Annotated in this window: 16 protein-coding genes and 2 pseudogenes; 10 read left to right on the top strand and 8 right to left on the bottom strand. The window is 70.2% G+C overall.

Going from position 1 to position 19,210, the window contains the following annotated elements:
- Positions 1-133: 133 nt before the first annotated feature.
- The 3 genes and pseudogenes from OG948_RS00775 to tpg all read left to right on the top strand — a co-directional run bounded on the left by OG948_RS00775 (position 134) and on the right by tpg (position 2,732).
- Positions 134-922 (top strand): class I SAM-dependent methyltransferase, encoded by a 789-nt coding sequence (locus OG948_RS00775; protein ID WP_406292911.1) that lies wholly within the window; start codon positions 134-136, stop codon positions 920-922.
- 222 nt (positions 923-1,144) lie between these two features.
- Positions 1,145-2,157: pseudogene (locus tag OG948_RS00770) on the top strand (transcriptional regulator); the annotation flags it as partial.
- A gap of 8 nt (positions 2,158-2,165) precedes the next feature.
- Positions 2,166-2,732 (top strand): telomere-protecting terminal protein Tpg, encoded by a 567-nt coding sequence (gene tpg, locus OG948_RS00765; protein ID WP_406292910.1) that lies wholly within the window; start codon positions 2,166-2,168, stop codon positions 2,730-2,732.
- 67 nt (positions 2,733-2,799) lie between these two features.
- Here the strand turns inward: tpg and OG948_RS00760 are convergent, their stop codons facing one another.
- On the bottom strand, positions 2,800-3,045 hold the full coding sequence (locus OG948_RS00760; RefSeq protein ID WP_406292908.1) for a hypothetical protein: 246 nt from the start codon (positions 3,043-3,045) through the stop codon (positions 2,800-2,802).
- Entirely contained in the window at positions 3,042-3,299 is a 258-nt protein-coding gene (locus OG948_RS00755; RefSeq protein WP_406292907.1) for a hypothetical protein, read from the bottom strand. The genes OG948_RS00760 and OG948_RS00755 overlap by 4 nt, the downstream gene beginning before the upstream one ends.
- Before the next feature lie 208 nt (positions 3,300-3,507).
- On the opposite strand from OG948_RS00755, the gene OG948_RS00750 reads away from it, so the two are divergent.
- On the top strand, positions 3,508-5,145 hold the full coding sequence (locus OG948_RS00750) for a protein kinase domain-containing protein (protein ID WP_406292905.1): 1,638 nt from the start codon (positions 3,508-3,510) through the stop codon (positions 5,143-5,145).
- A gap of 21 nt (positions 5,146-5,166) precedes the next feature.
- Here OG948_RS00750 and OG948_RS00745 read toward each other — a convergent pair whose 3' ends face one another.
- The gene (locus tag OG948_RS00745) at positions 5,167-8,487 is read right to left on the bottom strand and encodes a CHAT domain-containing protein (protein WP_406292903.1); all 3,321 of its coding nucleotides are present in this window, start codon (positions 8,485-8,487) and stop codon (positions 5,167-5,169) included.
- Positions 8,488-8,512: 25 nt separating this feature from the next.
- A complete protein-coding gene (locus OG948_RS00740; RefSeq protein WP_406292902.1) occupies positions 8,513-9,001 on the bottom strand; it encodes a hypothetical protein in 489 nt (162 codons plus the stop codon).
- A 700-nt stretch (positions 9,002-9,701) separates the two neighbouring features.
- On the opposite strand from OG948_RS00740, the gene OG948_RS00735 reads away from it, so the two are divergent.
- Complete coding sequence (locus OG948_RS00735) at positions 9,702-10,196, top strand: hypothetical protein (RefSeq protein ID WP_406292900.1); 495 nt, start codon at positions 9,702-9,704, stop codon at positions 10,194-10,196.
- Positions 10,197-10,722: 526 nt separating this feature from the next.
- On the opposite strand, the gene OG948_RS00730 is transcribed toward OG948_RS00735, so the two are convergent.
- Together OG948_RS00730 and OG948_RS00725 are read right to left on the bottom strand one after the other, a co-directional pair.
- The gene (locus OG948_RS00730; protein ID WP_406292899.1) at positions 10,723-11,118 is read right to left on the bottom strand and encodes a hypothetical protein; all 396 of its coding nucleotides are present in this window, start codon (positions 11,116-11,118) and stop codon (positions 10,723-10,725) included.
- Complete coding sequence (locus OG948_RS00725; protein ID WP_406292898.1) at positions 11,115-11,390, bottom strand: hypothetical protein; 276 nt, start codon at positions 11,388-11,390, stop codon at positions 11,115-11,117. Before OG948_RS00725 ends, OG948_RS00730 begins: the two co-directional genes overlap by 4 nt.
- A gap of 15 nt (positions 11,391-11,405) precedes the next feature.
- Between OG948_RS00725 and OG948_RS00720 the strand changes: the two genes are divergently transcribed.
- Positions 11,406-12,794, top strand: coding sequence for a transposase family protein (locus tag OG948_RS00720; protein ID WP_406292896.1), 1,389 nt, complete (start codon positions 11,406-11,408; stop codon positions 12,792-12,794).
- Between the two features lie 259 nt (positions 12,795-13,053).
- Positions 13,054-13,473 (top strand): VOC family protein, encoded by a 420-nt coding sequence (locus tag OG948_RS00715; RefSeq protein ID WP_406292894.1) that lies wholly within the window; start codon positions 13,054-13,056, stop codon positions 13,471-13,473.
- A gap of 9 nt (positions 13,474-13,482) precedes the next feature.
- Here OG948_RS00715 and OG948_RS00710 read toward each other — a convergent pair whose 3' ends face one another.
- Together OG948_RS00710 and OG948_RS00705 are read right to left on the bottom strand one after the other, a co-directional pair.
- A complete protein-coding gene (locus tag OG948_RS00710) occupies positions 13,483-13,689 on the bottom strand; it encodes a hypothetical protein (protein WP_406292892.1) in 207 nt (68 codons plus the stop codon).
- A gap of 976 nt (positions 13,690-14,665) precedes the next feature.
- Positions 14,666-14,971 carry a helicase associated domain-containing protein gene (locus tag OG948_RS00705; protein ID WP_406292890.1) on the bottom strand — a complete coding sequence of 102 codons (306 nt, stop codon included), beginning with the start codon at positions 14,969-14,971 and terminating at the stop codon, positions 14,666-14,668.
- A gap of 846 nt (positions 14,972-15,817) precedes the next feature.
- Here OG948_RS00705 and OG948_RS00700 point away from each other — a divergent pair.
- From OG948_RS00700 to OG948_RS00690, 3 genes and pseudogenes are all read left to right on the top strand, one after another.
- Positions 15,818-16,081: pseudogene (locus OG948_RS00700) on the top strand (transposase); the annotation flags it as partial.
- Between the two features lie 384 nt (positions 16,082-16,465).
- Positions 16,466-17,824, top strand: coding sequence for a hypothetical protein (locus OG948_RS00695; protein WP_406292889.1), 1,359 nt, complete (start codon positions 16,466-16,468; stop codon positions 17,822-17,824).
- A 265-nt stretch (positions 17,825-18,089) separates the two neighbouring features.
- On the top strand, positions 18,090-18,833 hold the full coding sequence (locus OG948_RS00690) for an MgtC/SapB family protein (RefSeq protein ID WP_406292887.1): 744 nt from the start codon (positions 18,090-18,092) through the stop codon (positions 18,831-18,833).
- Positions 18,834-19,210: the final 377 nt, after the last annotated feature.

Genomic DNA, 19,210 nt, shown 5'->3' with positions numbered 1-19,210 from the left:
GAGGGCCCGCCGCACCGGCGTGGCCCGACAGGGAGAGGACTCCGGGGTAGACGAGATCGACCCGTGCGACGACGCAGCGCAGCAGTTGGCCGCAGCCAGGAACCGAACTGCTGCAGCGCACGTCTCCCGCGCCATGATCTCAAGCGAGCGCCAAGAGCACGCGATTTCCACCAGGCTGGTCTCGCCGTCCGCAGTGAGTGTGGATCCGTCGAAGACCAACGACTACAACAGCTTCGCCGAGGCGTACACGGCCGCAAACGAAACCAACCTGGTCAATGCCTACTACGAGCGGCCCGCGATGCTGGCCCTCGCTGGAGACGTGGCCGGCCGGCGGATCCTCGACGCCGGCTGCGGCTCGGGGGCCCTGTTTGCCGCGCTGCGCGACCGTGGCGCCATTGTGAGTGGCTTCGACACGAGTGCCGGGATGCTGGAGCTGGCTCGGCAGCGGCTCGGCGACGGTGCGGACCTGCAGGTGGCGGACCTGGGCAGCCCGCTTCCTTACGCTGATGACACGTTCGACGATGTAGCGGCGTCCCTGGTGCTGCACTACCTGGAGGACTGGGGGCCGGCGCTGGCCGAGCTGCGACGCGTACTCAGGCCCGGCGGTCGGCTGATCGCGTCTGTCGACCATCCCTTTGCCATCAACCTCATACACCGCGAGGCCGGTCGCGAGGCCGAGTGCAACTACTTCGACACCACCAAATGGACCGTAGAGTGGACCGTGGGCGGCCAGACCGCCCTGGTGAGCAGATGGAGCAGGCCGCTGCACGCGATGATCGAGGCTTTCATCGGGGCCGGTTTCCGGATAGCGGTCATCAGCGAGCCGGATCCTGATCCCGCCGCCCGCGAGATGTTCCCCGAGGCCATCGCGGCCGAGCCGCGCTTCCTGTGCTTCCTGTTCTTCGTCCTGCAGGCCGAGTAGCAACCAGAACGACCTGACCGCTGGAAGCGGTCAGCTGTTCTCGTCGTCGGCCGCTTTCTCGTCGGTGCTCGGGTCACGCAGCGGGCGCAGCCCGGCCGCCGGCGTGCGGGTGAAGGCGTAGCGGCCGAGGAAGTCCAACGCGACTTCCGACAAGAGCTGACCTACGACGGGCTCCGGGCCGCCGAAGCCAAGGACAAGAAGGGCGGGCACCGCCCAGCCGTCCCAGCCGACAAGACCGACGAGCACCCCGTCGCACAGACCCGCGACGGCGCCAACGTCCTGGTCGAGGAGGCCTACGACTGGCACCGCCCGATCCACCTGGTCGGCGACGACGAGAGCAACCTCGAACACGCCGTCGGCATCGACGTCAACGCCGCCTTCCTCGCCGCCGCGTCCCGACTGCCGGTCGGCCTCGGCCCACCGGTCCACGTGCAGGCCCCGACGTTCGACAAGAAGCTGCCCGGCTGCTGGTACGTCGACCTGTCCACCGTCGAGGTCGACCCGCGACTGCCGAACCCGTTCACCCCGAACGGCACCACGCCCACCGGCCCCGGCTGGTACGCCACCCCCACAGTCGCCTACGCCCTCGAACTCGGCGCCACCATCGACCCGTTCGAGGCATGGATCCGCCCCGACCACGGCCCTACCTCGACCCCTGGTACACCCGGCTCCGCGACGCCTACCTCGCCACCATGGCCGACCTCGGCGTCACCCCCGACCTGGACGACACCGCGTTCCTGGACGCGATGAGCCGCCACAAGCAGATCGACCCCGCCCGCGCGATCGTCCTGTCCGCCATCAAGGCCACCGTCAAGGGCGGCATCGGCAAACTCCGCGAACGCCCCCAAGGCGCCCGCTACAAGACCGGCGACCGCCGGCCCGCACTCGAACGCCCCACCTGGCGCCCCGACATCCGCGCCGCGGTCATCGCCAACGCCCGGGTGGGCATGCACCGCAAGATGCGCAAACTCGCCACCGCCGCCGACCTCTACCCGCTCGCCGTCCTCTCCGACTGCGTCGTCTACCCCAGCGCCGGACCCTCCCCACTGGACGCCCTGCCGCGCACCGCCGACGACACACCGATCCCCGGCGCGTTCCGCCTCGGAGTCAGCCCCGGCATGGTCAAGCACGAAGGCACCCGCCCCCTCGAATGGGCCCTGGGCCTGCTCCTCCAGGAACAGAACCCGGCCCGCCACATCAAGGACGGCGTCGACGCCGTCGCCGAAGGCGAATAGGAACCCCCGTGGGCAAGATCGGCGACGGCCTGGACCATGCCGCCCAACACGTCCTCACCCGCAAACCACCCCAGTCCACGAAGGCCCGCATCAGGTTCCTGCTCAGCAAGAACCGCGGCAGCACCCGCAAGGTCGCCGAACGCCTCGGCGTCAGCCAACGCTCCGTCGAGCGCTACCTCAAAGGCGACCGCAAAACCCCGCCCCGCACCGTCAATGCCAAGATCGACGCCGAGGTCCGCCGACTGTGGCAACCCCAGGTCCGCCGCCGCGCCGAACAACGCGCGGCCGCCACCGGCGGCGTCATCGTCGAGACCAGGGCCCGGTTCGGGTTCTCCTCGGCGGCCGGCTCGACCGACGACCCGCCGATGCGCCGCATCACACAGCCGCTGTCGCCCACCCACGCCCAGGAGTTGTTCGACGCGCACCACTCCGGGGCTTCCGAACGCGACCTGGAGCGCATCGTCGCCGCAGGTCTACAAGAGGCGTACTTCCAGGAGGGCGGCACCCGCGCCGACGACCTGGAGGCAGTCGAGCTCACCGACGTGGACTATTGCGAGTTCGACATCCGCGGCTGAAGTCGAACACACGGTGGTCGGGTGGCCGTAGTCGAGCAACGGACTACGGCCACCCGACCACCGTGGCTCAGTAAGGGGGGCGGATGCGCACGGTGGTGATGCGTAGGCACTCGGCCGCGACGTAGTAGACGACCAGACAGGCGGCGACGGTAGCGTCGCGGCGGTCGCGTTCGCCACCGATGGGGGTGGAACCGTTCGCGTAGGGATCGCCCGCGAGTTTGGCCATGCCGATCTCGAAGCGGCGGCGCAGGTCGGCGGGCATGGCGTCGCGAGTGGCGGCCTCGGGGCCGTACGCCACGGTGTACCGGCTCACGGCTCGACGGGTGTACCGTCGGCGTACACGACGCCGGTGTAGTCCCCGGCCTCCAGGCGCCGGAACAGTTCCTCGTCTCCCGCCCGCGCCCGCGCTGGCAGGGCCCACCGGGCCGCGACACGGGGCAGGTTCTCGAACGCGGCCGTCTCGATCTCCGCGTCGAACACCGCCCGTTCGTCCTCCGACAACCCCTTCCGGATCTCCCCGATCGTGCCGGGGAGCGTGACCCACGTGCCGTCTATGAGCGTCCGCATCGCACACCCTCCATCCCTCGGCCCCAGTGTGGACCAGGAACACACCGACGAACCAGCAGAGCCCGGAACACACACCTCGACCCGGTGTCCGGTGGCGGGAATCGGTGTTCGCCGGTGGCGAGGTCGTTGCCCTCGGTAGCGTGATTTGTGGAGGGCCGTGTAGGGCGCCGAGACTCGGTCCTGACGTTTCTTCTGAGGCGGGGACAGAGTGAAACGATTGGTGGACACCGACCCGGTGACGGTCGGAAGGTATCGGACGATCGCGGAGCTCGGCCGGGGCGGCATGGGCCGTGTCCTGCTGAGCAGTGCCCCGGACGGGCAGTTGGTCGCGCTGAAGCAGGTACGGGCGCAGTTCGTCGAGGACGACGGATTCCGGGCACGGTTCCGCCGAGAGGTGGAAGCCTCCCGCAAGGTCTCGGGAGCGTACACGTCCGCGATCATCGACGCGGATGCGGACGCGCCTGAACCGTGGCTGACGTCTGTGTTTGTCCCCGGACCTTCGCTACAGCAGGCCGTGGCGGCTGTCGGCGCACTGCCCGAGGAATCCGTTCTGCGGATGACCATGGGACTGGCCTCGGCCCTGACCGAGATCCACCGGGCCGGCCTGGTGCACCGGGATTTGAAACCGTCCAACGTACTTCTCGCCGACGACGGGCCCCGAGTGATCGATTTCGGCATCGCCCGGGCGGCCGACAGCGAAGACGGCAGCGAGCTGACGACCGCGGGCTGGCTGGTCGGCTCACCTGGGTTTATGTCCCCGGAGCAGGCCCGGGGCGAGTCGCTGGAACCGGCCAGCGACATCTTCTCCCTCGGGACGGTGCTGGTCATGGCGTGCACCGGCGCGTGCCCGTTCGTCGGACCATCCCTGCCGCAGACCCTGTACAACGTCGTACACACCGAGCCCGACCTCAGCGGGCTCCCGGACAAGATCCGCCCGATCGCGGCCGGCTGCCTGGCCAAGGACCCCGCTGCCCGGCCGAGCGCGGCCCAACTGCTGGAAGCCATCGGACGGCTCACGCCCGCGGTGCGCCCCTGGCCGCTGGAGATCCACGAACTGATCGCCGAGCAGCAGGCGGAAATCGAGCGGCTCCGGGACGAGTTGCGCAAACGTACGGCCATCCCGGAGTCCGCCGCGGGGGTCGTCGACAAGCCCCCGCCGCACGCGGGCCGTCCGACGAACCCGGAGTCCCCGCCCGCACCGGTCCGGCGCGGGCGCGCCGTCGGCACGGGCATCGCCATCGGCATCGTGATCGCCGCCACCGTCATCGCCCTCGCGTCCGGCCACGGCAGCGGAACCGACACCATCGCCGACCCCAGGGCCACCGTCACGGCGCCCCCGCAGTCGGTCGAAGAGCCGACCGTCTCGGTGCCCGCCCGCCCGACCGCCCCTCCGACCGTCGACCCCACCACCGAGGCACCCCGGCGGACAACCGCCGAACCGACCCCGTCCGCCGAGCCCTCCCGCGTCACAGAACCCTCCGCGCCGCCGCCGACGGCCGCCACACGGCAGAGCACGCGGCCCGCCGCGATCGTGAGCTGCTCCGGGGAGTCCCTGGCCCAGCCCGAATCACTTCTGCTCGCCTGCGGAGACGGCAAGGACACGCTCAAGGGCCTGACCTGGTCAGGCTGGGGGCAGTCAACCGCCCGGGCCAGCGGGCAGGAGTGGGCGATCATCTGCCGGCCCAGCTGCGCGAGTGGCGGAGAGGTCCACTACCCGACCACTGTGATCCTCACGGGCCTCGTAGGCGGGCGATACACGTTGATGCAGGTCAACACCCCGCAATCACCCTACGGCCCCGTTGCCCAGTTCACGCTCGACTCGAACGGGCCGACGCGGAGGAACTGACAGGGGCCCGGCGCGGAGCGCTCAGACTCCCCAAGCGGTGAACGCGGCCCAGTGGACCGGCGAGGCGAAAGGGTACTCGTCGGTCGTCGGCCGAGCGGTGTACCGCTCGGTCAGGGCTGCCAGATGCGGACGGGAGGCGGTGTACCGCGCGAGTTCCTCCCAGGTGAGACGGCGCAACCACCCGCGTGCCCGGCGCAGTGCCGGCACCGGGGGAACGCCGCCGGAACCGTTTGCGGGGAAGATCAACTCGTAGAAGCGTGTCATCAGCAACGCCGTCACCATGTCGTTCACCTGCCATAGCCCGGCCACCGCGCAGGCCGCCCCGGCCTGGAGGAAACCAGCCGCAAGCCCGCGGAACTCGTTCGGAGCCTCGACCATCGCGTAGTGGCCCGACTGGCATGCGCCGGCCACCGCCAGTCTGCAGGCGGGGAGCCGATGGCGGATCAGGGCGTCCATGTCCAAGCGGCCGTCGGCCAGGGCCAGTGAGCCGCCCACACTGTCGAATCCACCGCTGCCGTGGCAGCTGAGGTGCAGGAACGAGGCCTCGGCGAGATGGTTGAGCACCCAGCCAACGGTGGCTTCGGGCCCCACCGCGCAACGGACCTCTTCGAACAGTGCGCGGATTTCGGCGAGTTCGGCGTGGCTGCCGGGGAGCGAACCATCGGGGTCGGTCACGGCCACTAGGCGGGGAACCCTCTGCGGCGGCCGTGCAGCTGCGGAGCGGCACGCCGCGTACACCGCGACGGACGGGGCGAAGACCAGGGTCCCGACGTCGTCGACTGCGCCGTCGCCCCCGAGCGGTACGGCGTGCAGGGGCACCATGCCCAGCAGACCGGTCGGAACGACGACGGCCTCGTGCCCCGGGTCGTCCGCGAGGAGCCGCGCGACCGGCCGAAGGAGCGGTGCGAGGGCGGCGAGCCGGTCCAAGGCTTGCGGGAGCTGACGCCTGCGCCGGAGCGCTCCGCCCTCCTGTGCCAGGAGCAGCCCCGGGGTGCTGTCGGCCGGATCCCCGATCAGGAGGCGCATGACGGACTCGCTGCTCACCTCGGGAACGTAAACGGCCCGTACCGCGGGCTGCGCGCCCGGTGTACGGGGTAGCGCGAGGACGCTGCTGCCCCAGGGGGCGTTCACCAGGTAGGCAAGTGGGCTACCCCCTGCCGCCCGGACGATGTCCTCCAGTTCGCTGGTGCGCAGGAAGCGTTCGAAGCTCGGGATCGCGCGGATCTCCTCAATCGCCGTGCGTATACCGCGTTCGGCCTCGGCCTCTTCACGCGCCGTGGAAGTGGGGCCGCCGGTCGCCGCCTGGGTCGCTGCATCGACCGTGGAGCGGTATCGGGCCCGCGCCAGCCGGTAGCGGCGGGCCGTGGCCGGATCGATCTGTTCAAGGGCCTCCATGTCCGCCGCTGCCCGCCCGGCCGCCACCGAGAGCTCGCAGGCCATTCCACTTTCGATGGCCTCGATCGCACGCTCCGGGCGTCCCGCCCGGGCCAGCAGGAAGGCGGCCCAGCGGGCGATCGTGTTCACCTGGGCGAGTACGCTCCGGCGTCCGGTTCCGGTGACCTGGGCGTCGTAGAGCGCGTTCACGGCGGTCATCATGTCCGACGCGACATCGGCCGCTTCGCTCCAGCGTTCCGCCGAGGCGTGGACGTGGAGCAGTTCCCGGGCGATGCCGAGGTGCAGGGACGGCGACACCGCAGGTGGCGTGGCTGCCAGGGCCTGGTGGCGCAGTCGCTCGCTTCCGGCGCCGTCCGGTCCGTCGAGGTGATCACCGGCCCGGGCCAGCAGCCAGGTGATGCGGCCGGTGTTGAGGAGGCCGGGGCGCGCGGCGGCCAGGCCGAGCGCCGCGGTCGCCGCTTCTCTGGCGCCGTGCGCGTCGACGGGATCCCGGGACAGCAGCAGGTCGGCCAGATTGCACTGGATCCGGGACCACAGCGCCGCGTCGTCAGCGGCGCCGAGGTACCGCAGAGCCTTTCGATAGCAGCGCTCCGCCTGCCGCAGGTCCTCCGCTCCGGCTCGGCGGTACAGCAGCAGGCCGAGGTTGACCATCGAGTAGGCCCAGTCGCGCCGGTCCCGCCGGGGGGAGCGTTCCTCCAGTCCGGCTTTGATGTGCTCGATGCCCAGTGTGAGGTCCTCGGGGCCGCAGCCCGGCCGTTCCGAGAGGAGCAGCCCGTAGTTGGTCTGGACCGTTGCCCAGAACTCGGGATGCTCACGGCGGTCCAGTGTGGTCGCGCGCGCCAGCAGGTCGCGCGCCGCCTCCCACGTCTCCAGCCGGTCGCCGTCATGACGCAGGTGGTGCGCACTGGCGAGGTTGTTCGCCACCCCTGCCCACTGCAGACTGCCCTCGGGCAGCCGGCGCAGTGCCCGTTCGAGGACTTGGACGGCCTCGGACGGATCGGCATCGAGCCCATCCTGTACGGCACGCACCAGGCGTTCGCCGAGCAGTTCGGCGAGCTCGGTCTCCATCTCCTGCTCGCCCATGCGGTCGGCGAGCGCCAGCGCCTCACGGGCGAGCGGGATGGCCTCCGGTCCGTCGGTGCTCCGGGCCGCGAGGTACACCGCGTGCAGCCGTGACCGCAGACCGCCGTCGAAGTGGACCCAGGCTTCGAAGTAGCGGCGGATCGCTGCCGCCGCAGGCGTTCGGCCGTCGCATAGTTCGTCCAGGAGTTGCTGACGGATGCGCATCACCGCTTCGAGCGGCGTGCCCTCCTCGGCCGCGCGGAGCTCCTCGCGCCCCGCGTCGCGCACCCTGGTGTCGTTCGCCAGTTCCGGGTGCGAGCGGACGAGCTCCGCGAGGTCGTCCGGCAAACTGCCCAGCGTCGCGGCCAGGAGCTCCCTCACCCGGGTGTCATCCTGTTCCTCCGCGAGGTACTGGAGGAAGATCCTGTAGTTCGCGACCGTCGGCGCTCCCTCCGGCTGTAACTGCCGGCATGCCGCCTCGGGGTCTTCCAGGTCCCGTTCGAGGTCGCGGGCCAGGACGAACGGGAGCAACCTGCGCGGCAGCGGGATCGTCGGCACGGCGAAGGCGCCGTCGAGGAAGGCCCCGGCCTGCTCGGCCTCCTCCAGCAGGGGTGCCGCGGACCGCACTGGATCGTGCTGGAGTTCCGCGACCGGGACCGCGAGCAGCAGGGGCGCCGGCCCACCCGGGCGCAGGACCAGCAGCGGCGCCTCGATGTGGGTCCTCGTACCGCAGACGGGGCAGTCCACCCAGGAAACGCCCGGGGCGGGGGCCGTCAGGACGTCGGTCCGTTCACGCGCGTCGATGACCCGCCATACCGGAGCGCTGCGCTCCTGAACACATTTCTCGCAGCGCCACGCGTACGGCACCCTCGCCGAGACCGTCATCCCGTTCCCCGTCCCGATCCGCCGGCTACTTGCCGTTGGTGATCTGCGAGAGCAGGGCCGTCAGGACCCGCCCGAGAGTGGAGTCCCGCAAAGCCCGCTTGTGGATGGTCAGGCTCCATCTCCCGCGCGGATCCCGCTTCACGACGACCTCGGTCTGCAGCAGCGTGATGGCGAGCGCGGCGATCGAGAGCGTGACGGGGTCGAACCGGTCCATGGGCGACCGCGCGTACGCGACGGCCTCGCCGACCGTATCCGCCAAGTCCTCGCGCAGGGCCACCGCGTACTCCAGTACACGGCGCGCCAACTCCCCGTCGGACGACTCGGGTTGTCCCGAACCCAGGTACCGCTCCAGCTCCACGGCATCCACCACGGCTCTCAGCCCGCCGCCGTCCGGAGAAAGCCGGTGCGCGGCGGGGAGCAGCCCGCGCTCCTCCGCCAGCACCGTCAGCGCACGGATGGCCTCGTCGTCGGAGAGCGCGCGGATGGACTGCTCCAGATCACCTTGACTCGACATGCCCGCAATTCTGTCTCTCGCAAGGCATGTTCGGGCAGGAACGCAGGAGCTGAGGACAGGGAAGTGGCGGCGCCTTCGGTACGCGGACGATCGTATAGGCGCTTGTGTGAATGTGTGGTGTGGTGTCGGCGGGTTGGTGACAGCGCTTCCGGTTTCGGTTTCCCCTCGTTGAGCTGGGCTTTGTCCGGCTGATCGCGGGATTCTTGGCTGTCACGGGGTGACCGATCTGTTGTCGTGGCCTGCCCAAGGGCGCTGGCACATGCGTGGTGTGGCTGTCGTGGGGATGCACATTCCTGTGTCGGCCGGCTCGAGGGCGGGGTGTGCTTGCGGGTATGAGCGCGAAGTCGTCTCCACCGCCGGTGTCTTCGGTCCCGGGCACGTCCCGCACCCCGCCACCGTCCGCTGCCGCCGCGCAAGCGTCGTCACCCGCGTCCGTGTCACAAGACCGGGCCTTGACACGCCGGTTGGTGGTGGGCCGTCTTCTCGCGCTGGACGAGGCCGGGACGGTGGAGACGGTGCACGTGCGGATCGCCGCGACCGCGGCCGGGGTGGCGCCGCGCACCGTGTGGAGGTGGCCGGCGATCGCCCGCGAGTCCGGACGGGCGGAACCGGCCACGCGGCGGCACTCCTTCACCCTCACGGACGCGTTGTGGGCGCGCCTGTCGGACCTGGGCCCGAACGTGAAGCCCTGCACCACTGGATGCGGGAACACCCGGACCAGGCCCACCCGTCGCCGACCACGAACACCCTGCCGTCCCTGACGACGCTCTACCGCGCCGTACAGCAAGAGCAACACGCGGGCCGTGTCCTGGAGATCTCCCGACCCACGCACGCCCGACGCGACCCCGACCGCTACGACCGCGCCCTGGCCGAACTCGCCCTCCCGGGCACGGCCTGCGAGGCAGGCCGGATCACCCTGCCGCCCACCGGCGAGCACACCCCGGCCGCGGCCGGGACCGACCCCACCGCGACCCGGCCGTCACCGTTCGCCCACGGCGCGCGCCTGTACACACCCGGCGCGCACCCGGTGTCGACGCGCCAACTCGGCGCGGTGGCCGAAGCCCTCGTCCGCACGGTCGCCGCCCGCCGGATCGTGTGCGTGTACGGCGACCCCGGCCACGGCAAGACGATCGCGCTTCACCAGGCGCTGCGTCTGTCCCGCGCCGCGTCCCGGTACACCGCGCGCTCGTGGTGAAGCCGGCTCCGCCCCGGTTGCGGGCTGCGCTGCTCACCGCGTTCGGCCCGCCGGCCGCTTACTCGACGAACCGCCCCGCGCGGCCGACCGCGCACTCCTGGACGCCCTCGAACCCCGCGGCATGTTCGTGATCGGCGACGCTCCGACGCATCGCTGCCCCCGAACCCACCACACCCGTGCCCCTGGCGGACATCCCCACCACCCGGGCCGAGCAGGCCGCCTCCGAACAAGTCGCCCCACCGCGCCCGCGCCCGGCGTGCCCGCCGCCTGCATGTCGAGGCCGAAGCCGTGGGGCGACTGCTCCACATCCGGTTCGTCGGGAGCCGGCACGTCGTGGTGCGAACGCGCGGGGGGATCGGGAACGCGGGACTCGGTCGCCGGGCTTCGTGCCCGGGTGCGCGGCCGGTCACCGGTGGGTGACCGGTCCCGGGGCGCGCCTCGTGCTCGAGGGGTGCGGTGTGTGTGGTGGTGCCGTGGCGCCTCGATCGAGGTGCCGGGACGGTTTCCCGTCGTGGTTCTCCCGCCGTCAGAACCCGAGCATGCCGGGGGAGTCGATGTCGACGGTGACGATTCCGGGCGGGTAGGCGTCCTCGCGGGTGGTGAGCAGGATCGACATGCCGGTGAACTCGGCCCGGGGAAGGGCGCAGTACAGCGCGTGGCAGGTGTCCGGGCCGCCGAGGCCGTCGCGGATCATCGTGCCGACCGCGACGGACGCCACGGTCTCGAGGGGGTCGACGTTCACGCTCGACAGCGCCAGGACTCGATGGGCGACGCCCTGCGCGTCGGCCTCGGCCTGCACCAGGCACAGCGCGGGGACGACCAGGTGGTCGCCGGGGGTGCGGGCCATGTTGCCCGCGAGGAGGCCCAGGGTCTTGTGGCCGGCGGCGAGTGCCTTGACGGCGCCGGTGTCCAGGACGATCACGCGTGGGTCTGCCGGGCCTTGTCGGCGGCGATGCGGTGGATGTTGGCGAGGATGTCGGGCGCGTCGTCGAACTCCTCGTCGGTGATCGGGACGCCGATCACCGAACGCACCGTCTCCCGGTCCGCGGCCAGGCGCTCGGCCCGCTGCGCGGCGGTGGGCTGCTCGGCGGCCAACGCCTCGACCAGTTGGCCGATGCTCAGCCCACGCTCCTTGGCGAGTTCGGCGAGATGGTCGCGGGTCTCTCTCGGCACCTGGATCGTCGTCGACGTCATAGCACCACTATAGACATGCTACAGAGGCGATTCCACGACTTCCGACATCTCCGATGCGGGCGGGCGCCAAGGCTCACCACCGGCCACGTCCACACCACGGCGCAGTGTCTGAACGTCTCCGACCGCACGGTGTGGCGCCGGCTGGCCGATGCCACCACCACACCCGACACCGCCACACACCCAGGCGCCCGCCGCAGCGACCGCTTCGAGATCACCCCACCCATCCGGGTGCTGCTCGCGTACTGGCACGGCAACGCCTCCGCGGTCCACCGCGAACTCGTCGCCCGAGCCACCACCACCGCCACGGCCGCCGTAGTCACCGCCGGCGACGCCGCCGCACCGACACCAACACCGCCAACGGACAACCCACTTCCGGGCGGCGCGCCGTTCCCGGGTGGTGCGCCGCGGGCCGCCGTGCCGTTGCTGGATCCGCTGCCGTCGTTGTCGACGTTCCTGCGCGCGCTCCGCCGGGACCTGACCGCGGGGGAGCGGGTCGGCCACCGCAAGGGCCCCGAAGCCGCCCGCGCGCTGGACGTGTTCGCCAAGCGCCCCCGGACCTGGCGCAACCACACCTGGGAGGCCGACCACGTCCAGGCTTCCCTGCGTGTGACCGCCGGCGGCGACCTCGTTCACCCGTACGTCACGTGGTTCATCGACTGCGCGACCAAGGCCATCACCGGCGCAGCCGTCACCCCCGGCTACCCGACGCGGGCCTCGGTCCTGGCCGCGTTGCGCTCCGCGATCGTGCGCACCGCCCCCTACGGGCCCTTCGGCGGTCTGCCCGAACACGTGCGCTTCGACCGCGGCAGAAACTTCCTCTCCCGCACCGTGTCCATCGCGCTCACGGCCCTGGACGCGGACATCACCGTGCTCCCGCCCTACAGCCCACACCTGAAGGGCGGCATCGAGAACCTCAACCACTGCGTGGAGCGGATGCTGTTCGCCGCCCTGCCCGGCCACACCCCCAAACACCCCCGCCGACGACCCGACCGCACACCCACAGGCCCCGCGCTGCACACCGACATCGCACTTCGACCGGTGCCGGATCCCGGACGCCGGCGGGCGATGGCGCGGCGAACGTCGCCGCGCCTTCCGGGCGTCGGCCTGCGCTGCGGTGCCGTGGGATCAGGAGTGGAAACCTTGACCGTAGTTCTCCCGGACGAGGTGGAAGTCGTCCGGACGGTCACGGCGAAGTTCCTCGTACCGCCGAACGAAGATGTCGAGTGCCTCGTGAAGCGTGCAGCCCGACGCTTCTCGGATCGCCTTGAGCGCGGGGATGATCCGGTGCTCCGGGATGTCACGGTCAACGCCCTCGGGGATCTGTTCCATGGGCCGTCAGCGTACTTTCGAGCACGTGCAAGGCGCCAAGGCGTTTGCCTCCGGTGGGGAAGAGAGGAAGGGTAAGTCCCGCACGAAACGCGCCGACGGACGATCATCGCGAGGCCTTCGACGTCCTGATGGCTCTCGATCCGGTCTTCGCCCTGCGCTTCGACGAGGGCGGCGAGATTCTGGTCGACATCCTGAGGGTCGGGGACGGCGAACGTCTCGCTCTACCGAGCGGAACGCCACGAACATCCACGCGGACATCGACCTTGGCCTGTTTCGGCTGTAGTCGTCCCGAGCGCTTCGCTCGTTGTCGGCGGCACGGTCTAAGGTGTTGATCATGCCTCCTCGTGCTGAGAAAAGCGTGTTCTCGGGGCTCGGCCGTATGGTCGTCCTTGTTGACGACCCTGATGCGGCCCTGGCCTTCTACCGCGGAGTTCTCGGCTTCCGTGTCCTGCACGACCAGACGGCGGATGGATATCGCTACTTGCATATCGGAGTGCCCGGCCAGGAGGCGGTCGGTCTCTGGCTCATGACGGCCACCGGCGACCGGGAACGTGAACTGGTCGGCGGGCAGTGCGGCGGTCAGCCCCTGCTCGTGCTTTACACCGCCGACCTGGATGCGGTCCGCGAACACCTGCGCGGGCATGGGGTGCGGGTATGGAACGAACGGGAAGACGGCGACAGCCGCTCGCTGCACCTGGCCGACCTGTACGGAAACGTGATCATCGTGGCGCAGGTGCGCGAGCCGGCAATGTGATGCCGACGGTCAAAGCCATTCGTTGATGACGGCGATCAGCACCGTCGCCTCGTGGCCACGGTCTGGTGCCTTTTCAGGCGATTGATGCCGCAGTCCACGGCGTGCCGCTTGTCGTCGTCGAACTTCGGCGAGTGGCCGCCGCGTGACTTCCTCACGCTGACGATTGGCGATCGGACAGCCCACTGGCGGTACCTCGAAGCGCCAGTCGTACCGCATGTGGTTTCGGTGCTCTTTGGGATCCGGGGCGGGCAGCGGTCAGCTCGACGTGCCGTCGTTCGGGTCGGGGCGCCACCAGCGTTGTGCGAATTTCTCCGGCATGAGGCCAACGGCAGAGGCCCTGCTCGGATGCAGGCTGTGGAGCACTCGAACCGCGCGATCCGTGGCGACGTCGTACGCCCCTCCGACGAGTACTTCGTCCACCGCGAGGCCCAGGACACTGTCGGGCTCCGACGTGCGCATCTGCCGCATCCCCTGAAGATCAGCCACACGCCGAAGGCGCCCGACCTCTACCTCCTCAATGCCTGCGTCGTCACCCGAAGGCAAGTGGGATGCCTGGTACCTCGCTCAGCGGCTTCCCGGTGCCGCCCGCTACCGTTCCTTCCGGGATCTGATGTACGGCGAGTTCACGAGCTTGCGCGGCGAACGGTGAACCGGACGAAACACCGGCGAGACGACGGGCGTTGACTGGTACATGGTCCCGGGCCTGCTGCGCCCGGACATCGACCCGCAACTCCCGGCGACCATGAACCTGTTGTTCGACCGGCGGATCGAGCCCATCGCGGACCGGATCCGGCGCGGCGAGTCGGCATGAACCCGTCCACGGGCGACCGGCACTCCCCTCCACCGGGTCGTCCGCGCAACGAAACGAGAAAGGCTCCGACCGCGCGTTGCCCCGGCCGGAGCCCTTCCCCGTCGACCTGCGCGGGGCACAGCCCGCACGGCACGCCACGAGGCGAGTATGTGTGGACCCCGTACAGGGCACCCGCCCACCCTTACACCAACGCGGCCCCCGACGCGGGCGGTCGTCCGGAACGAGACGAACGCCGTCGTCGGACGGAGGCCTTCGCCGCGATCCTCACATCGATCGATCGGCAGCTGCGCGGTGGTGTGGCCGGTTCAGTCGAGGATGTCGCCGAGGGCGGCCGCGGGCCACCCACGAGAACTCACGAACCCCCGCCGGCGCAACCTCCCCCTACGCCCACCGCATCCCGAGCGCGGTGAGGGCCTCGATGCGTTCAACCGCCCAAGAAGCCTGTCGTTGGCGTGCGTTGGCGAGTGCGACACCCAGTTTCACCGCGTGCGCCTCACCGTCGACGTCGACGATTGCGATGTGTTTGCGCGGCACGATCAGATGCCCCTCCCGCTCGCGGAACGCGACCGCTGCGGCGAGGGTCAGCGCCCACCGGTCCACGGACGCCGCACGCCGCACCACCTTGACACCCACGTGCACGCCCATCCCGGCCAGCGCCTCCCGCTGCGCCGTTGCCGTTCCAGCCATGCTCCGACGTCCTCGCCGCCGATGGTACGTCCGGGCACGAGCTCCTCGAGATTTCTCCCCCGACTCGATGTGCAGCGGTACCGCCGTGAGTATGCGTTGCCACTCCGGGGACCACCGCCGGGCGGGGTCCTCGCGCCCGGTGGGATTCCAGCCGGGATCGATCGCGGCCAGGCGCTCCCACCGCTGCGCCCAGCGGGCGGGGTTCTTGCGGGATGCCAGCCGTCGACGGCAGTTGGCGAGGAATGTCCGACGGGGTAGTTGTTGACGGCGGCGGTCTTGGGTGCGGCGAGGTGTCCGTGGACGGCGTGGTACGGCCGGCACATGGCGAGTCCGTCCTCGAACGCGGCGTCGTCCGGGCTCCACGCCATCCCCAACGCCTCGAGCAACTCGATCCGCCGCACACTGATCGCCCCCACCGACCACGCCCGCCGCTGCTCGCTGATCAACGCCCCCACGGGATGGCTGGTGCCGGTGGCGACGTCGGAGTCGATGGCCTCCAGCGGAGTCCTCTTCGGCCGGCTCACTTTCGCCGTTTCCGCCTCCGAGACCTCGTCGCCCTCGGCGTCGGTATCCGTCGGGGCCGGGAGCCGGACGCCGCCGCTGGGTGCGTGTGTGGCGAGCATTTCCAGGACGCGGCGGTCGTGTGCGGCCAACGCGTGCAGGACGCGGACGAGGAAGTGGTAGGAGTCGGAGACGAACATGTCGTCCGGCTTCTCGCTTGCGGCGAGGACGACGGGCACGGCGATCGTCGCGATTCGACCCTCGTGGGGTTCCTGGCGCAGGACCCTCCCGATGGCCTGGAAGATCTCGATCATTCTCAGCTTGGGATCCATGAATCTGGGATAACTCAACACCCACCGTGCGGCGGATCTGCGGAAGTACGCCGCGGGACACGACTGGCTGACGATCCGAGAGTTGCCGGGTTACGCGCCGGACCTGAACCCGGTGGAGGGGATCTGGTCCTTGGTCCGTCGCGGCTTCACCGGCAACGTCGCGTTCACCGACTCCGACCACCTGGTCCGCACGATCAGACACGGCCTCCACCACATCCAACGACGACCCCGTCTCGTCGACCGCTGCCTCGCCGAAACCGGCCTCACCATGCGACCCAGGGAAGTGAAATCCAACCACCGACATCACAAAGTAGACGTCGGTGGCACATCAACGGGCACCAGACACGGAAGCTACCCGTGGATTCCCGACGGCCCCCGGGCTTGTTCCTCGTTGATGACCGTGCTGACGGGCTTGAGGTCGCGGGCAATGTCGGTCCAGTCGCGCCGGGGGGCGTAGTGAGGACCATTTCTGATCAAGTGGCCGATGCAGAGCCGGGCTACGGTCTGGGCCAGACGGCGTCGACCGCTTCGGGCAGCGCGGACAGCCCATCGCAGACCGGCATCAGCACATCGCGCACGCCACGCGACCTTCGGGTTCGGCGAGGACACGGGGAGGACACGGGTGCTACCCACACCGAACCCGAGGGTCGAACGGTGACGTATGGCTACTGCCGACGCCGACGCCGGGTCGTTCCAGCAGGCGTTCAACGCTGTCCACGACGGGTGGGAGAAGCGCTGGCAGGACGCCTTCACGCCCGGCAACACCCACTACTCGGGATCCCTGCCGGTCCTGACCACGGACGACGCCGCCGTCAGCCGCCTGTACTACATGAGCGTCCTGTCCGTCCTGACCAACGAGCGCACCAATCTCGGCGCCGACTTCAACGATGTCCTGGGCCGAGTGCGGGGTGGCTTCAGCGGCTTCGACCGCGTCTACGTCACCGGTGCCCCCGAGTGGGCGAACTCGGTCACCTACTTCTGGGACACTTCCTATTGCTCAGTCGTCCTGGCCCTGCTCGATCCCACGATGATGTCGGCCCAGACGATGTACTGGCTCACCCAAGGGCTCGACAACGGATACGCCGTGGACTGCATCCAGGGCGGACCGGTCGGCCCGTGGTACAGCGCCAACGACATCTCCGTCTTCACCACGATCCTCAACTACGTCGACTACAGCGGCGACCGTTCCGCACTGGACGCCACAATCGGCGCAGACGGAGAGACCGGCACCGTTCTGCACCAGCTGAAGGCCATCGCCACGCACTGGCGGAAGCTCGTGCAGGCGGGGCAGCCCCTGGCCGACTACGGGGAGGACGAGAACCTTCTGGAAGTCCTGCCGAACTACGTCCACCAGGTGTCGTCGTTCAACGCGGCCAACGTGTGGATGATGCGGCAGGTCGCGGAGCTGTGCGGCCGGGCCGGCGACCCCGAGGCCGCGGACGTCCTCACCGGCGAGGCGGACGCCCTCCTCGCCGACGTCCTCGACCTCTACGACAGCCGGAACGGCGGCGTGTGGAGTTGCCGGCACGCCGACGGTTCCCTCGTGCCGGTGCGGACCGTCGTTGACTTCGCGATCGCCGGGAATCTGCTCGCCCCGTCGCTGACCGTCGAGCAGAAGACCGCCATGAAGAATTTCGTGGCCACCGAGCTCCTGGCCGGGGACTGGATGCGGGCGCTGTCCCGAGACGACGCGCTCGCGCCGGTCGACCGTGTGGATCACGGCACCGAAGGCGCGTTCGGCTCATGGCCCGCGCTGACCGCCCAGACCTTCGCGCGCTTCGGCGACTATCCCGCGTTCCTCGCGCTGCTGCGGAGGTTCTCCGGGGTGACCAGCCGAGGTCCCTTCGGCCAGTCCCACCAGCTCCGGACCGACGACGGAGCGTCCCACGACAGCTCCCGCGCCGTCACGGCGCGAGCCGACAGCCTGCAGGTCTTCAACAACCTGTGCGGTGGCAAGTTCGCCGACATCATCATCAGTGTCTGTTCGGCTACACCCCGGACGGCACCGGCCCTCGCCTGACGGACGCCACGGTTCCGCGGGGAATCACCGCCACGCTGTCGGGAGTCCTCTTCAACGGTGCCGAACACACGATTACCAGCGATGCCACCGGCCTGTCCCTGTCCTGATCCGATCCGAAGTCCGGCGGCTACCGGCAGAGCCGGTAGCCGCCGGAGGCACCGGGTCCTCGGGCGCGGGGAATCCCATGCCGCAGACACCGCCAAGCCGGGACTCGCTCGCGAGTGCACGGGTGCCCCGGCGGGCAGTGACCAGTACAGGAGTGTCCGTGACAGACCCCGCCGTCCTCTTCGGGCTCGCGTTCAGAATCCTCGTTGCCATGGTGCTGGGCGCGGCGATCGGGCTGGAGCGGCAGTGGCGCCTGCGTACCGCCGGCATTCGCACCAACGCCCTGGTCTCCGTCGGCGCTTGCCTGTTCGTGGTCATGGGGGCCGTGGGGCACGGCGAGAATCCCGGGGCGGATCCCACGCGCGTGGCGGCCCAGGTCGTGTCCGGGATCGGATTCCTCGGGGCCGGCGTGATCCTGCGGGACGGGTTCGACATCAGAGGGCTGACCACGGCCGCGACCCTGTGGTGTGCGGCCGCGGTCGGCTCTCTGGCCGGAGCCGGGATGGAGGCCATGGCCCTCATCGGCTGCGTCGCGATCATCGCAACCAACACGCTGCTGAGGCCCCTGGGCCGATTCGTCAGCGGACGCCGGCGGCACGCCGGAGCGTTGCCGCAGCAGACGGACGACGAGGACGTCCCGACCGACTTCATGCTCGAGGTCGTCACCAGCGACAAGAGCGAGCCACGCGTCAGGGCGCTGGTTCTGCAGGCGGTCGACCGGCCGGAGTACACCTTGCGGTCGCTGGACATACGGCCCGGGAAGAGTTCGCAGACGAAGGTCCTGGCGGGTGTGTCCGCGCAGCACGTCGGTGATACGGCGGGCCTGGAGGTTGCTGTTCAACGGATCGGTCTGGACCCGAAGGTCACATCCAGCCGGTGGTGGCCGGCAGAAGGCGACGACTGACCCGCCTCCGGCCGCGCAATTCACCCGCCACTTCTCCGGGGCGACGAGGAGTTGGGCTCTCCGCCGGCGCCGACCCCGGACGTGCGGTGGACGCCACGGCGTGCGGCAGGGGTTGCCCGGATCGTCTCGATGAGGTCCGATCCGGCGTGGGCGAGTTCCATGGAATGCGCGGCGATACCGCGCATGACCATCGCTATGGCCCACAGACGCGGCGGGAGGACGCCGGCGATCTCGCTGAACACCTCAGATCGCCGGGGCCTTCCTCGTGTCGTGGGGCGGCGCGGCGCCGGCCACATGGAACCGACACCGGTCCGCCGTACGGGCGTTCGGGGCGTGGGCGCACACCGCAGACCGGCCGAGGCCGACTGTCCTACGAG

It is taken from the genome of Embleya sp. NBC_00888, from assembly GCF_045207655.1.
Taxonomy (GTDB): domain Bacteria; phylum Actinomycetota; class Actinomycetes; order Streptomycetales; family Streptomycetaceae; genus Embleya.
This window is presented reverse-complemented; position numbering and strand designations above follow the sequence as displayed.

What these genes read in the sequence shown, in the direction of transcription:
- OG948_RS00775 (WP_406292911.1), top strand. Translation starts at nt 134, where the DNA reads ATGATCTCAAGCGAGCGCCAAGAGCACGCGATTTCCACCAGGCTGGTC.
- OG948_RS00755 (WP_406292907.1), bottom strand. Translation starts at nt 3,299, where the DNA reads ATGCGGACGCTCATAGACGGCACGTGGGTCACGCTCCCCGGCACGATC.
- OG948_RS00745 (WP_406292903.1), bottom strand. Translation starts at nt 8,487, where the DNA reads ATGACGGTCTCGGCGAGGGTGCCGTACGCGTGGCGCTGCGAGAAATGT.
- OG948_RS00740 (WP_406292902.1), bottom strand. Translation starts at nt 9,001, where the DNA reads ATGTCGAGTCAAGGTGATCTGGAGCAGTCCATCCGCGCGCTCTCCGAC.
- OG948_RS00735 (WP_406292900.1), top strand. Translation starts at nt 9,702, where the DNA reads ATGCGGGAACACCCGGACCAGGCCCACCCGTCGCCGACCACGAACACC.
- OG948_RS00725 (WP_406292898.1), bottom strand. Translation starts at nt 11,390, where the DNA reads ATGACGTCGACGACGATCCAGGTGCCGAGAGAGACCCGCGACCATCTC.
- OG948_RS00720 (WP_406292896.1), top strand. Translation starts at nt 11,406, where the DNA reads ATGCTACAGAGGCGATTCCACGACTTCCGACATCTCCGATGCGGGCGG.
- OG948_RS00715 (WP_406292894.1), top strand. Translation starts at nt 13,054, where the DNA reads ATGCCTCCTCGTGCTGAGAAAAGCGTGTTCTCGGGGCTCGGCCGTATG.
- OG948_RS00710 (WP_406292892.1), bottom strand. Translation starts at nt 13,689, where the DNA reads ATGCGGTACGACTGGCGCTTCGAGGTACCGCCAGTGGGCTGTCCGATC.
- OG948_RS00705 (WP_406292890.1), bottom strand. Translation starts at nt 14,971, where the DNA reads ATGGCTGGAACGGCAACGGCGCAGCGGGAGGCGCTGGCCGGGATGGGC.
- OG948_RS00695 (WP_406292889.1), top strand. Translation starts at nt 16,466, where the DNA reads ATGGCTACTGCCGACGCCGACGCCGGGTCGTTCCAGCAGGCGTTCAAC.